The 14,057-nt window shown below is 53.5% G+C and carries 12 protein-coding genes; 10 read left to right on the plus strand and 2 right to left on the minus strand.

Features of this window, described 5'->3' with window-relative positions; all coding sequences use genetic code 11:
* Positions 1 to 6 precede the first annotated feature (6 nt).
* The 4 genes from JWJ90_RS23710 to JWJ90_RS01540 are packed head-to-tail and all read left to right on the plus strand — an operon-like array spanning position 7 to position 3,871.
* Positions 7 to 1,266 (plus strand): beta-ketoacyl synthase N-terminal-like domain-containing protein, encoded by a 1,260-nt coding sequence (locus JWJ90_RS23710; RefSeq protein ID WP_205225409.1) that lies wholly within the window; start codon positions 7 to 9, stop codon positions 1,264 to 1,266.
* 30 nt (positions 1,267 to 1,296) lie between these two features.
* Positions 1,297 to 2,562: a beta-ketoacyl-[acyl-carrier-protein] synthase family protein gene (locus JWJ90_RS01530; protein ID WP_205225410.1), complete on the plus strand. Its 1,266-nt coding sequence runs from the start codon at positions 1,297 to 1,299 to the stop codon at positions 2,560 to 2,562.
* Positions 2,562 to 3,038, plus strand: coding sequence for an acyl-CoA thioesterase (locus JWJ90_RS01535; protein ID WP_205225411.1), 477 nt, complete (start codon positions 2,562 to 2,564; stop codon positions 3,036 to 3,038). Before JWJ90_RS01530 ends, JWJ90_RS01535 begins: the two co-directional genes overlap by 1 nt.
* Positions 3,017 to 3,871: a hotdog family protein gene (locus JWJ90_RS01540; RefSeq protein WP_205225412.1), complete on the plus strand. Its 855-nt coding sequence runs from the start codon at positions 3,017 to 3,019 to the stop codon at positions 3,869 to 3,871. The genes JWJ90_RS01535 and JWJ90_RS01540 overlap by 22 nt, the downstream gene beginning before the upstream one ends.
* A gap of 36 nt (positions 3,872 to 3,907) precedes the next feature.
* On the opposite strand, the gene JWJ90_RS01545 is transcribed toward JWJ90_RS01540, so the two are convergent.
* A complete protein-coding gene (locus tag JWJ90_RS01545; RefSeq protein WP_205225413.1) occupies positions 3,908 to 4,297 on the minus strand; it encodes a hypothetical protein in 390 nt (129 codons plus the stop codon).
* Positions 4,298 to 4,399: 102 nt separating this feature from the next.
* Here JWJ90_RS01545 and JWJ90_RS01550 point away from each other — a divergent pair, with 102 nt between their 5' ends.
* The 5 genes from JWJ90_RS01550 to JWJ90_RS01570 all read left to right on the plus strand — a co-directional run bounded on the left by JWJ90_RS01550 (position 4,400) and on the right by JWJ90_RS01570 (position 11,674).
* Positions 4,400 to 5,137, plus strand: coding sequence for a glycosyltransferase family 25 protein (locus JWJ90_RS01550; protein ID WP_205225414.1), 738 nt, complete (start codon positions 4,400 to 4,402; stop codon positions 5,135 to 5,137).
* The gene (locus JWJ90_RS01555; RefSeq protein ID WP_205225415.1) at positions 5,134 to 8,202 is read left to right on the plus strand and encodes a methyltransferase domain-containing protein; all 3,069 of its coding nucleotides are present in this window, start codon (positions 5,134 to 5,136) and stop codon (positions 8,200 to 8,202) included. The genes JWJ90_RS01550 and JWJ90_RS01555 overlap by 4 nt, the downstream gene beginning before the upstream one ends.
* Positions 8,202 to 9,011: a polysaccharide deacetylase family protein gene (locus JWJ90_RS01560; RefSeq protein ID WP_205225416.1), complete on the plus strand. Its 810-nt coding sequence runs from the start codon at positions 8,202 to 8,204 to the stop codon at positions 9,009 to 9,011. The genes JWJ90_RS01555 and JWJ90_RS01560 overlap by 1 nt, the downstream gene beginning before the upstream one ends.
* 136 nt (positions 9,012 to 9,147) lie before the next feature.
* Positions 9,148 to 10,500, plus strand: coding sequence for a tetratricopeptide repeat protein (locus JWJ90_RS01565; RefSeq protein WP_205225417.1), 1,353 nt, complete (start codon positions 9,148 to 9,150; stop codon positions 10,498 to 10,500).
* A gap of 28 nt (positions 10,501 to 10,528) precedes the next feature.
* Positions 10,529 to 11,674, plus strand: coding sequence for a hypothetical protein (locus JWJ90_RS01570; protein WP_205225418.1), 1,146 nt, complete (start codon positions 10,529 to 10,531; stop codon positions 11,672 to 11,674).
* 148 nt (positions 11,675 to 11,822) lie between these two features.
* Here JWJ90_RS01570 and dmeF read toward each other — a convergent pair whose 3' ends face one another.
* The gene (gene dmeF / locus JWJ90_RS01575; RefSeq protein ID WP_205225419.1) at positions 11,823 to 12,788 is read right to left on the minus strand and encodes a CDF family Co(II)/Ni(II) efflux transporter DmeF; all 966 of its coding nucleotides are present in this window, start codon (positions 12,786 to 12,788) and stop codon (positions 11,823 to 11,825) included.
* A 401-nt stretch (positions 12,789 to 13,189) separates the two neighbouring features.
* On the opposite strand from dmeF, the gene JWJ90_RS01580 reads away from it, so the two are divergent.
* A complete protein-coding gene (locus tag JWJ90_RS01580) occupies positions 13,190 to 13,978 on the plus strand; it encodes a DUF4197 domain-containing protein (protein WP_205225420.1) in 789 nt (262 codons plus the stop codon).
* Positions 13,979 to 14,057: the final 79 nt, after the last annotated feature.

Below are 14,057 nucleotides of genomic sequence, written 5' to 3' on the forward strand. Positions count from 1 at the left end.
TTTTTTGTGCAGTTTTCGGAAGGAAAAACAGCCGTTATCGTTGGGTATGACGTCATTTCACCCTTGGGTGGCGATTTTGAGGAACAGTGGCGCAATGCAGTAGCAGGTCGAAGCGGTGTTGGCCCTCTGACCCGTTTTCCGCTCACTGAGAGCTTCCCGGTACGCATTGCTGGAGAGCTGCCAGAAATTGACCATCTCGACTACCCCTTTCTCACAGCCCGGCACCAGGCGGCCTGGCATTCCCCCATCTTTAAATACGGAATGCTGACGGTGGCTCGTGCCCTGGAGCAGAGCGGTATTCGTATCGATGCCGACTTGGCTCCGCGTGTTGCCATAACCTACAGCTCCGCGGTCGGCGGCGTTGATGCAGTGCTCACCGCAGACCGCCGCCTCCAGGCGGAACAGAAGCTGCCCCACCCCTACGCCAATCCCAACTCCTGCATCAATATGATTGGCGGCAAGATCTCCATGCTGACCGGAGCCCAGGGACCAATCCTTTCGACGATTACCGCCTGTGCCACCGGCCTTAGTTCGATCCTTGTAGGGGCCATGCTGCTGGCGCAGGGGCGCGCCGATGTCGCTCTCTGCGGCGCGGTTGACTGCTCGTTGGTTGAGCCGATTCTTGCCGGATTTCACACCATGAACGGCGCCTACTTCCCCCAGAAAGGAGAAGAAAACGATCCGCCGGAATGCGCCAGTCGACCTTTTTCCGTGCATCGTCGGGGATTTGTTGTCTCCGAGGGGGCAGGGGCGGTCATTCTGACAACCAGAGAATTTGCCGCTGCCCATGGCCTGCACCCTAAGGCAGAGCTGGCAGGGTGGGGCATGACCTCTGATGCCCACCACTTCGTTATGCCAGCCGAAGCCACGGTCCGGCGGTGTATGCTTGAGGCGCTTGCCGATGCCGGGGTGAGCCCCGCTGATATTGGCGCAATCAATGCCCATGCCACCTCGACCAAGGCCGGGGACCGGGTTGAATTCGATGCGCTCCACAAAGTCTTTGCAGGTTCCTTGCCGCCGGTGAGCGCCAATAAATCGCAACTCGGGCATGCCATGGGGGCCTCCAGTGTCATTGAGACCATCCTTACGCTTCGTGGCATGGAAGAAAACCTCATTTTACCCACGATTAATTATCAACCCGATCCCGAGATGGAACTGGACTGCGTTGCCCAAGGTACGCGATCGCTTGTTCAGGAACATGTGCTGAAAAATGCCTTTGGGTTTGGCGGCTGTAATGCTTGCGCGGTGTTGAAAAAAATTGATTGAAAAACACCGACTGAAAAGAGATACACCATCATGAAGGCACCGCTGAATCGAAAAGTCGTCGTTCTTGGCTATGGGGCCGCTTCCGCCCTGGGAAACACATTTGCCAGTACCTGGAAAGGGGCTGTGGCCGGAAAGGCTGGGTCCCGGGTCCTGAGCCGCTGTGAGGTTGAAACCCGCAGTCGAGTGGTCGGCGAGATACCGGATTGGGACTCAAGCACCTTGCCCTATGTCAGCAGAAAGGATGCATCACTCTGGAACGCGGATTTTGTATTCCTCACCATGGAGATCTGCCGCCAGGCACTGGAAGATGCGGGGGTGGTGATCGACGAGCAGGTCGGGGCGCGCACCGCCTGCCTGATCGGCTCGGCGCTCAACGGTTCAGACGCCTACCGGATCGCCATGGATAACTACACCCGCTTGGGGCCGACCAAGGTCAGTCCCTATCTCCTGCCCAACCTTTGCGCGAATCTTCCTGCCGGTAAGGCCGGTATGCTGCTTGGCTTTACCGGCCCGATTTTTTCCCCCCAGGGAGCCTGCGCCTCGGGCAACCACGCCATTGGTATTGGTGCCCGCATGATTCGAGACGGAGATTGCGACTTTGCCCTGGCCGGAGGGGTGGATACCTGTCTCATTCCGGAGATTATTCTCGGCTTTTCCAATATGTTGGCCACCATCAAAGTCGGTCCCAAGGACCGTTCCTTTGAGGATCCAACCCAGGCCTCTCGACCCTTCAGCATCGACCGCAAGGGGTTTGTTCTTGCCGAGGGGGCAGGAGTCCTGGTGCTGGCGGCTGAAGAGGTTGCCCGAGCCCATGGGCTGCTTCCCAGGGCCGAAATCGCCGGGATTGGCTGGAACTCGGATGCTCATCATTTCACCCGCCCCAATGAAGAGACGGTGACCCGGGCCATGCAGGATGCTCTGGAGGATGCGGAAATAACGGCCGGTGATATTGGCGCGATCAATGCCCATGGCACCTCGACCCCCACCGGTGATACTACCGAGGCCCAATGTTTGCGGACGGTGTTTGGCAAGCAGCTGCCGAAAATCCCTATCTCGGCCAATAAATCACAGGTTGGCCACAGCCTTGGCGCCTCGGCCGCGATTGAGGCTGCGCTGGGGATTGAGGCTATGCGTCAAGGGCTGGTTTTACCGACGGTCAACCATATCCCCGATCCGGCACTTGCCGATTTGGATGTCGTGCCCAATCAAAGTCGCAGGCATGCCCACGAATTTTTTCTGTCGAACTCCTTCGGGTTCGGGGGCACCAACTGCTGTATAGTTTTCAGAGGTCAGTAATGCGCCCTAAACCTTTTGTTCCCGAGCCTCATGAGCGTCCATCCTACGTACGCGACACCAAAACCGGATTGGTCTGGCATCGCTGCGAGCTTCGCACCTTGTATGCGGACACGGATCGTTCTCAGGTTGTGTATCATGCCAATTACCTGCGGTATTTTGAGTTTGGTCGCGCTTCGCTGATGCGCGAGGCAGAGTATCCCTATAAAGATATTGAGGAGAGTGGCTACATCTACCCCATCATTAAAACGGAGCTGAATTACCATTCGCCGCTGTTTTATGACGATTTGATGTATATCCATACCCGCCTCACCCGGCTGGAGCTGGTGAAGGTGCAGTTTGATTACCTTATCACCAAGGCTGATGATGGCGAGATTTGCTGCACGGGTATGACCCGCCACTGCGCAGTCAATGCCAAACATATTCCCGTGGAGATCGACGAGAAGACTATCGCCCTGTGGAACCAGTTTCCCAGCTGATGGCCACCACCCGGATAGATCACAGGCTCACCATTTTTCCCTGGATGGGCGATCACTGTTTTGCCGGTCGTACCGTCCTGGCAGCCGTGGAGGCCATGCAGCTTCTGGCCACCTGTGTACAGGCAGCAGATCCCCAGATGGGAGTGGGGAACATGGACGATGCCCGTTTTGCCAAACTTCTTGCAATTCCACCATCTGCGACCACGATGAAGGTTGTGGTTGAGCTGGAAAATCTGGAAAAAGAAGGAATCCGGGCCCGTTTGCTCAGCCGGACACAGGGAAAAGTCATGACCCGGCTGGTCAGCCATTGCGAGTTGAGTTTTATCAGGCAGGCACCACCCGTTCCTGAAAAAGACGTATGGGCGGAGACGCCTTGTGCCAAGGCATCACTGAGTGTACCTGTAGCAAAGATTTACCAGGAACTGGTTCCTTTCGGCCCTGCCTACCGAACCCTGCAAGATAAGCTCTTTCTGTCTGCAGAGAGGGCCTGGGGAAGTCTGCTGGCATACGATCCGGGAGAGTGTACTGCCACGCCGATGGGGTCTTCCTTTCCTTTGGACGGAGCCATGCATGCCGCCTGTGTGCACGGCCAACGCTTGGTTGATTTTGTTCCTTTTCCTGTGGGCTTTACCAGCCGCCATGTCGTCAAACCGACACGGGCGGGTGAGTTCTATCGAACGCAAGCAGAGCTTCAGTCCTTCACGGCTGACGAACTCATCTATAATATCTTCATTGTTGACCAGGAGGGAGAGATGCGGGAATGGGTGCAGGCATTGCGGATGCGGGATGTGAGCCAGGGGCGGATTAAACCTCCGGCCTGGATCAAGGCTTAAGGACCAGTAGCGACAGACCTGAATCTAGATTGAGTTTCAGCGGGGCAGCTCGGGTCGATGGCCCGGAAAGGCCCAGGCCAGGCAGCGTTCCACCAGCACACGGGCCAGCCAGCGACAAAAGATCAGGGAGTAGGTGGCGCCGGAGAGATACATTCCTCCAAGAAAGACAAGATGGGAAATTCCGTAGACCAGGGGACCACCAATAACGACGATCCAGGGGGTCTGCCAGTGCAGGGAAAGTATCCCCAGAGCGGTAACCGCGGGCCAACCGAGCAGAGAACCCAGGATGATGAGCATGACGCCGAGCAGCACCTTGGCCGTGGGTTTTTCACGAAAAGCGGAGAGATCAGCCTGTTCGGTGATTGCGGAGCGCACAAAGTTGGTGGACGCAACCCATAGAATCCATTTGGCACATACCTGTTTCATCTTTTTCTGATGAGCCTCAACAACAAGAAAGGGGAAAAAAATTTGGACGCTTTTGCGGCTGCCCAAAGAAATAGTATATCCCAGAGAGAATGGTGAGGCAAGATGGGAGTAGAGCGTGACAGGGAAAGCCAAGGAGACGGCTGGGATTTTTTTGATGCCATCTACTGCATTACGCTGGAAAGCCGACCTGATCGCATGCAGGCCGCCAAAGAGCAGTTTGCCCTGGTCGGGCTGGCGGCGCGGGTAGAGTTCATTGTCGTGGCACGAGACGAGGAAAATCCCGAGCGCGGCATCTTCACCTCTCATCAGCTGTGCCTCAGGAAAGCGCTCACTGCGGGGGCACGCCATATTCTCATCTTTGAAGATGACGTTTTTTTCCGCAAGTTTGACCACGAGCGACTCAGGAACGCCTGTCAATTCCTTGAACAGGGCCGCGGCTGGGATGGTTTTGCCCTTGGTTGTCTCACCTCAAGCAGCCAGCCGACCAGCCAAAAAGGCATGGTCCACATTGGGTATCGCTGTCTGACCCATGCCTATGCCCTCAATCGCCCCTTTGCAGAACGTATCGTGGAGGAACCCTGGCAAGGCGTTCCCATTGACGGTCTGTTCCATGCTCTGAAAGGTGATTTTTTTGCCCTCTATCCCATGTGCGCCTTTCAAGGGCAAGCCGCAAGCGACAACAAAACGGTCTGGATTGACCGGATGCGCACCCTTTTTGGCGGCCTGGCACGTATTCAGCGTGGAAACGAATTGTACTGCAACAACAGAGGACTCATTTTCTTGATCCATCTCGTTGGGGCCGTGGCTCTCATCGCTCTTTTTATTTTTCTCCGTTCATGAAATCCACCTCAGTCAATTACCCTGTTCTGCTGCTCGTTACCCTGGCGATCGCCCTCTGTGCCTATCTGGGCCTGACCCGCCTGCACATCGACACCGATATTGTCAAAACTCTCCCCACCCATGAGCAGGTCATTGGCGATGCCCTGGAGATTTTTAAGAACCATCCCATTCACGATCAAGTGGCGGTGGATATCCAGGTTGATCAAAAGGCTCCTGATTTTTTGGTTTCTTCCGGGAAAGCTCTGGAAGAAAAAATGCGTGCCAGTGGTCTGTTTGCCGAGGTCGGAGGAGGGGATACCAGCGCCTTGCTGCCGGAAATAGCCCAGCATGTGGCCTGGTCGCTGCCCATGCTCTTTTCCCGTGAGGAGCTGGCCAAAAGTATTGCGCTCCGTCTGACAGACGCTGCCATGAGGCAACGCTTGAAGGGGCTCATGGAGAAGATGTCCGGCTTGGACGGCATCGGGCAGGCGGCCTTTCTTTCCCTAGATCCCCTGGGTTTCAAGGATCAGATCCTTGCCAAACTCCTCTATCTTGCTCCGTCGCAGGAAGCTACCTTCTATAAAGGATATTTGCTGTCAAAGGATGGGCAACATCTCCTGGTCACCGCGCGCCCGGCCACTGCCGGAACCGATGGTGAGGCTGCGCGTCGGTTGGCCGATTTTTTTGCCGAGGCTGGGCGTGAGCTTGCCCAGAGCGGTACCGTTGCAGGCATGCAGGTGAGGCTGACCCCGGCGGGGGCCTTTCGAGCCGCCCTGGATAACGAGTCCATCATTCGCCACGATGTACAACTGGCTCTCGGGCTCACTACGGTGGGCATAGCCCTGTTACTGCTATTTGCCTTTCCCCGGCCTTTAATTGGCCTGCTCTCCCTTCTACCGGCGGTTGCAGGGACGGCCATGGCCCTGTTTTTCTATTCGTTGTTTCACGATTCGATCTCGATCATGGTTTTGGGATTTTCCGGGGCGTTGATTTCCATGATGGACGATCACAGCATCACCTACCTGCTCTTTCTCGACCGGCCTCATGCGACCCGTGGCAGTGAGACTGCGCGTGAGGTGCAGTCCGTTGGTGGCACCATGGCCCTGCTGACGACTATCGGTGCCTTTTTGGCTATTAGCCTCAGTGATTTTCCCGTCTTTCGTGAACTTGGTCAATTCACCGCCCTTGGTTTTATCTCCACCTATTTTTTTATCCACGTCATTTTCCCACGCATCTTTCCGCATATGCCCGCGGGAGGGAAACGTGTTTTACCCCTGCACTGGCTGGCTGAACGGTTCTTTAACACGGGGAGAATCGGGGTCGTCTTGGCCTTGGGCCTTGCCCTTGTCTTAATCTTTTTTGCCAAACCCGAGTTTCGTATCAGTTTGAGTGCGATGAACACGGTCAGTGCCCAGACCCAGGCCGATGATCAGATGTTTGCTCAGGTCTGGGGGAGCGGTGGTTCCAAGGTATACCTCATGACCACTGCAGGCTCTCTTGTTGAGCTGCAGAAAAAAAATGACCACCTGCTGGCACAGTTGGAGCAGGACCGGCAGGCAGGGCGGGTAGGCGCTGTGTTTGTCTCTTCTTTGCTCTTTCCCGGGCCAGAACGCAGCCAGGAAAACTTTGCGGCCTGGCGGGATTTTTGGTCGGAAACACGGGTGCAGAAGGTGGAAAATACGTTGATTGCGGAAGGGCAACGGTTGGGCTTAAAGAGCGATGCCTTTGCGCCTTTTTTTGCCCTACTTAGAGAGCAAACCCCGTCTGCACCACAGGTGCTTGAGAGTCGTTATGACAAACTCCTGGGGATCACCGCCCGGGAAGATGGCAAAATGATCCAGTTCACGGCGCTCACGCCCGGAACAACATACGATGCAGCGACCTTTCTCAAACGGTATGGTCAGGAGGGAAAGGTCTTTGATGGCAATTATTTTTCAGAACGTCTTGGAGCGACGCTGTTTTCAACCTTTACGACCTTGCTGCTTATTATAGCGGCCATGGTGAGCCTGTTGCTCTATCTGCAAATGCTCAACTGGCGGTTGACCTGCATTGCCCTTGCCCCTCTGGTCTTTGCCTTTATCTGCACCCTGGGAACCCTGAAATTGATTGGCCATCCACTGGATATCCCTGCACTGATGCTTTCCGTGGTTATTTTGGGCATGGGGGTGGATTACACCATCTATACGGTCTGTGGTTGCCAATGGTATGGGACGGTCGATCATCCGGGGCATGTTCTAGTACGCAGCGCGATCCTCATGGCGGCGGCTTCGACCTTTATCGGCTTTGGTGTGTTGTGCTTTGCCCAGCATAGCACCCTGAAGAGTATTGGCATCACCTCACTGCTTGGAATCGGCTATTCCCTGCTTGGCACCTTTGTGCTGTTGCCTCCACTGTTACGCAGATATTTTGACCCCGCCCGCGGGCAGATTCCCTCGACCGCATCCCTGAAGGAGCGGGTTCTGCATCGGTATCGCCTGGTGGAGGCCTATCCCCGGATGTTTGCCCGTTTTAAGCTCAAACTTGATCCATTGTTTCGCGAGTTGCCGCAGTGGTTGGACGGGAATGGGGAGGGCAAGACCATTCTTGATATCGGCTGCGGCTACGGTGTCCCTGCCTGCTGGTGTCTGGAGAGATACCCCTCAAGCAGGGTGATCGGTGTGGATCCTGATGCCGGGCGGGTACATGTGGCGGCTCGGGCTACAGGTGAGCGGGGGACCATGTTGGTGGGGGCTGCGCCAGAGCTGCCAGAGATTCCTGGCCCGGTCGATGTGATTATGCTTATCGACATGTCGCATTATCTTGATGAGCAGCAGTTTGCTGCCACCTGTGCCCGTTGTTGGGAATTGCTGGCCCCTGGCGGAAGCATGTTGATTCGCTTTGTGACCCGGCCCGAGGGGACCCTTTCGGCCACCTGGTATCTTGAGGATTGGCGGGTTCGCCTCGCTGGCGGCCAAACCTGGTATCGAACACCTGAAACGCTGCAAAGTACACTGGCGGCAATAGGCTTTACCGAGTTGGAGCTGGAGCCGGCAATAAATAGCGAACTCTTTTGGCTCAGCGGTCGGAAGGTCGGAGCGGCTTCATAATGAGCTGGCTGAAGAGACAACGGAAGGCAAGCCGGGCGGAAAAAACAGGCCTGGCCACCTTTCTCGCCGCGATCCTGCTGAGTTGTACCAGTTCTCCGCAACTGGCCAACCTCCCCTTAGCCCTCTTTCTTCTGATCTGCCTGGCGGCTCCGTTTTTTCCCCGATCCTCGTTTTTTCTTCCCGTGGTCTGGAGGGGGCGCCCGGACAGCAGAGGCATCGCACTCACCTTTGACGACGGTCCTTTTCCCGCCTCCACCCCGATTATACTGGAACTCCTGGCCCGTTACCGTCTTCCGGCGACCTTTTTTGTGGTGGGGAAGCATGCAGAAGCCCATCCGGAGTTAATCGCCGCCATCCTTGCTCAGGGGCACACTATCGGCAACCACTCCCTGCGCCACGATAATTTGCTTATGTTGCGCAAGGGCGAAGCGATCGAGGCCGATATCGCCCGAACCCAGGAAATCCTCGGCCAGATGGGCGTCCGGCCCCTTTTTTTCAGGCCGCCTATTGGCATTACCAGTCCCCGACTCCAATCCCCTCTTGCCAGCCAAAATATGCAGGCTATGACGTTTAGTAGTCGCATTTTTGATCATGGGAATCGCAGAATTCACAATTTTGCCTCAAGGGTGCTCAGGCAGGTCAATCCTGGTGATATCCTCCTTCTGCACGATAATCCTCCCCTGACGGAGGACCAGAGAAAATACTGGCAGGAGGAACTTGAGCAACTCTTTGCCCATTTTGCCCGGGAGAAGAAGGTGGTGCCACTTGCAGAGCTGATTGGGCAGCCAGTTATGCTGCAAGTGAAGTAGCCATATTTGTATCCCCTCATAAGCGAGATACAAAAATGGGTAGGGCTTTATGAGCAGCCAGAGTAGAGTCTGCTTTTGTTACAAAAAGAACCAAAGCCTTCTCTGATTTGGGAGGTGTAAAGAAATTTTCTGAATTATGACCAAAAAAAGAAAACAAAAGCTGATAGAGCTCGGCCCAGAAGTTCTGGCAACGGCTCTTTTGGAGTTGGCCGTCTATTCTGAAGCTGCTGCGGAAGTGGTCGAGCGCCTGTCGGCCACGCCTGATGAAAACTATACCCGTATCCGAGAGAGACTCTCCGCATTACAAGGGTTGGAACACTACTACAGTTGGCGAGAGATTATTGATTTTTCCAGGGAACTCGGCCTGCTGCTGCAGGATATTCGGGCAAGTGTTCCTGAGCCCACAATAGGGCTTTCCTTTGTAGCGCTCTTTTTTGAGGCGGACGCGAGTATTTTTGAGCACTGTGATGATTCCAGCGGCTATGTAGGTGATGTTTTTCAGGAAGAAGCTAAAGACCTCTTTGTTTATTATGGTTCACAGTGTGCCGATAAGCAGCAGGTCGCAGAACTCATCCTGCAATTGAGCCTTCAGGATGATTATGGTGTCCGAAATATCTTGATTGATTGCGCTGGTGAAGTGTTACCAAAGCCCGTGATGTACGAGATGATCGCTTCATTGCAGCAAATCGTAAAAGAGCAAACGGAGAGCCATGATAAACGTCACTTCCTCTACATGATCGAGTCGCTGGCCAGGCAGCTTAAAGATGCTTCTCTTTTTGAAAAAACGCGTACGGCTACATGGGGCACGCTCAGTGCGCCAGCGTATCTTGATATTGCCGAGGTGTATCTCGAGAGCGGCGACATTGATACGGCTCTTGAATGGCTTGATAAAGTCGATGAAAAAGAGAGTATGCACTCGTCAAAACGGGACGAATTACTGCTTGCGGCCTACAAAAAGCAGGGGGACTCCCAAAAAACGGAAGCCATGCTGCTGAAACTTTTTCGATCCTTCCGGTCTCTTGATGCATTGCAAGACCTGCTAGATGTTATCGGTCAGGACAAACGTGAAGCAGTCATTGCAAAAGAGACGGTAGAGATTCTGGCTTCAGATCGATTCCAGGAGTCGGATGCGTATTTCCTGGCCCTTATCGGAGCCGCTGATACAGCCGAGGAATACCTGCTCAAACACGCTGATCAGATTGACGGGAGTTATTACGGAGAATTACTCCACATAGCCGAGGCACTGGAGAAGACAGACCGCCCACTTGCTCTAAGTCTGATTTATCGCAGTCTGCTGCTTTCTATTTTGGAGCGAGGGTATGCCAAGGCCTATTCCCACGGCGTACGTTACTTGAAAAAATTAGACAGCTTAGCCATGCAGATTACCGATTGGAAAAATATCCCCAGCCATCAAGCAGTTAAAGAGCAAATTAAAGAGAGACATGGTCGTAAACGCAGCTTTTGGTCGAAGTACCAGGGAGAAGTATGAAAACGAGCAAGGATTTTGAGGTGGTGGGATGAGTGAATATCAGTATCTGGAATTTCTTGCTATTGACCGACCACTGACGGCACAGCAGGTGGAAGAGCTGCGCAATATTTCTACGCGGGCACAGATAACTCCGGTCAGTTTTGTCAATGAATACAACTGGAGCGGCTTGAAGGCCAGTCCTGTTGATTTCATGCGGCACTATTTTGATCTGCATGTTTTTCTTGCGAACTGGGGAGATGCTATCTTTATGGTACGTTTGCCAAGGGAAGCCTTGGAGCAGAATATACTCGATGTTTTTTGCAGCAGCCCCTATCTGAAATACGAAGCATTGGCCGAGCACTGGCTTATTACTTGGTCACTTGAGGTCAGTGATGATTACGAACGGTTTGAATTTGTTGAAGATACGGCCTGGATGTCGCGGCTGGCTCCTTTACGTGAGGAGTTATTGCGCGGTGATCTGCGAAGCCTCTATCTTGGCTGGTTACGTTACATCAGCAATGAGGATGGAGAACCGGATGAGCTGGAACCCATGGTTGTCGAGGGCTTGGGGCAGCTAACGGCTGCTCAGCGGTCCCTGGCGGAGTTTCTTGAAATCGATGTCGATTTGTTGACCGGAGTGGCGAAAGGGCAGGGCCCAAAAATAGAGCAGGCTGAAGATGAAACGGTTGTTGAAGCATGGCTTGATTCTTTGCACAAGGACGAACTGCGAGGATATCTGCGGCAAATGGTGCAAGGGCAAGGAGCGCAGGCCGAACGGACAGTGAGGGGAAAATATGCGGCTTGGCAGAGGCAGGTAGTGCCTGCACAAGTCGCACCTCGCTCTGTTGCACAGTTATGGCAGTTGGCAAAGCAGGCCCAGGAGATACGGATTGTTGAGGAGGCCAAGATGCTCCAACAGGCCAAGGCCGAGCGACAACAAAAGCGAAATGCCTGGTTGGCTCAATTGGCGTCAGATTTTCCCCAGGCCTGGAAAGGCGTCCATCAATATGCCAACAAAGGCCACGCCAGTGCCTACGACACGGCCTGTCAGCAACTCGTGGATCTACGTGATGCCTACAATCTGCATGACACTAAAGCCGCATTTCAACAACAGCTCCATGAATTCAGAATACAGCACCAGCGCCGTCGTGCCCTTCTGCAACGGCTCGATAAAGCTGGGCTGCACTCAAAATGATAGTTCGGCAGGGTGGGCACGGTCTTATCGAGCCCATCATCTGATATCGTCGCTCCTCCCTGCAGAGCGAGCGGCCAATAAAGAGTTCTCCGACTTATCCGCTGTACCCTCTTATTGGTATTTTTTTCTGATTTTGCATTGATCAGTTCTAAAGCGGCTGAGAAGAACAATCACAATTGGGGTCTGCGCACAGATGGGTTTCAATGGTGATATGCTTCACCCTGTGCAGATGAGCAATCCTGGAAAAGTACTCTCCTGGACTGCGTTCTTCCCGTGAGACCACGGTCAATGCCAGAGCTTGCGCATTGGCATCAATGGGCCAGAGGTGGAGATCTGCAACCACACTATCGCCATCGGCTTCGATAGAGGCGCGAACCTCCTGCTGTAGTGCGTTATCCTGTGTGCCATCCAACAAGATAAGGGCTGTACTTTTCAGGAGCCCCCAGGCCCACTTGCCGATCAAGAGTCCTCCCACAATCCCCATTACCGGGTCAAGAAAACTCCATCCCAAATATTTACCAAAAACAAGGGCGACAATGGCCAGAACCGAGGTCAATGCGTCGGTGGCAACGTGGAGATAGGCTGCTCGAAGATTATGGTCGTGGTTGTGATGGTGATCGTGATGATCATGTTCATGTTGCTCATGTTCGTGATGATGGTGGTGGTCCCCCAGCATCCACATACTTGCTACGTTGACTGCAAGGCCAGCGATAGCAACGAATATAGCCTCATTAAAGGCAATTTGAACCGGATGGATAAAGCGACTGAACGATTCCACAATCATGTACAGCGCAGTCGCACCCAAGAAGAGGGTGCTGGTATACCCTGCAAGAACACCGAATTTCCCGGTGCCGAATGCAAATTGGGGCGCATCGGAAAATTTTCGCGCCATGAGATAGGCAAAGTAGGTAATCCCCAAAGCAAAGGCATGGGTGGCCATGTGCCATCCATCGGCAAGCAGGGCCATGGAACCGGTCAGCATCCCGGTGATGATTTCCAGTGCCATGGTGGCGGCAGTCAGTATGATCACACGTAGCGTGCTCTTTTCATTGGCGCTGCTGTCCAGGCCAAAGGTGTGCGTGTGACGAAGGTCGGTAACGGTTTTGTCGTGCATGGAATTGGTGCCTTACTATATGAATATGATTGCGTTGCGCGTTGATTACCCAAGCAACTTTAATCAGTAAAATAAAATTAGGGTACCCCAAAAAAAACGATGTGCCAGTTTTTCTTTTAGCGTAAAGGAACGTGGAAAAACTGAAAATTTTGCAAGGGTTTGGAGAATATGCTGTTTGATTTTTTTTGTCTTTAATGTTCTAAAACTTGAAGACGCTTGAATCGCTTTTCGACGATACCTCTCATAAGGGCTCTATGCTTCTAGAGGTGTAACGTGTTCTTGCAGGCTGCAAAAATCTATGAAGAGACTGGAGAATCTGCGTCCAATGACTTCAACCTGAGTTGCGGGCTGTGTCTTCTTGCGGTTCAGGTCACACTCACTTTAGTGGAGAATTGTTGAACATGCGTACACAAAAAAATGGTCTTTCCGTTGCAACCCTCGCTTTTGCATTGGCTTTTGGGCTGCAGACAACTGCAGTGGCCGGGACCTCATTGCTCGATCAGGGCTCAAGTTTGTTGAACTCGCTCAATACAAGCAAAACAGAGAGTTCATCCAGTCGTTCCACCAGCTCGACAAGTAGTTCGGACAGTCTCTCTTCCAGTGAGATCGTCTCCGGACTTAAACAGGCCCTGGAAACCGGATCCAGTACTGTTGTCGGCCAATTGGGAACTCAAAATGGGTTTAATTCTGATTCTGCTATTCATATTCCCCTGCCAAGTGGACTTTCCAAGGCTAAAGCATTGATGGACCAGACTGGCTTGGGATCGTATGCCGAGGAGGTGGAGCTGAAACTGAATCGGGCTGCGGAGGCGGCCACTCCCAAGGCCAAAGAGCTCTTTGTTAAGGCCATAACCGAGATGACCTTCAGCGATGCCACCTCGATTCTTAACGGCGAGGATGATGCAGCCACGCAATACTTTAAGAAAAAAATGTCGCCGGACCTGACCGAGGCCTTTACCCCGGTTGTTGAGGATTCTCTGGGAGAGGTTGGGGCAGTGCGAGCCTATGATGCGATGGTTGCACAGTATAAAACCATGCCTTTTGTGCCGGATATTAAGGGAAACCTGACCAGCTATACGGTGGAGAAAACCCTGGACGGAATTTTTTATTACCTGGCCAAGGAAGAGAAGGCGATTCGCGAAAATCCTGCGAAACAAACCACTGCTTTGCTGAAAAAATTGTTCAACTGATGTCCTTGCCTGTGGCAGAGGTATTGGTATACCCGATTTGGAGGCATCTGTTCCCCTCCTGCCAAGGTGGAAAACAAAA

Origin of the sequence: Desulfobulbus rhabdoformis (assembly GCF_016919065.1) — a bacterium.
Taxonomy (GTDB): domain Bacteria; phylum Desulfobacterota; class Desulfobulbia; order Desulfobulbales; family Desulfobulbaceae; genus Desulfobulbus; species Desulfobulbus rhabdoformis.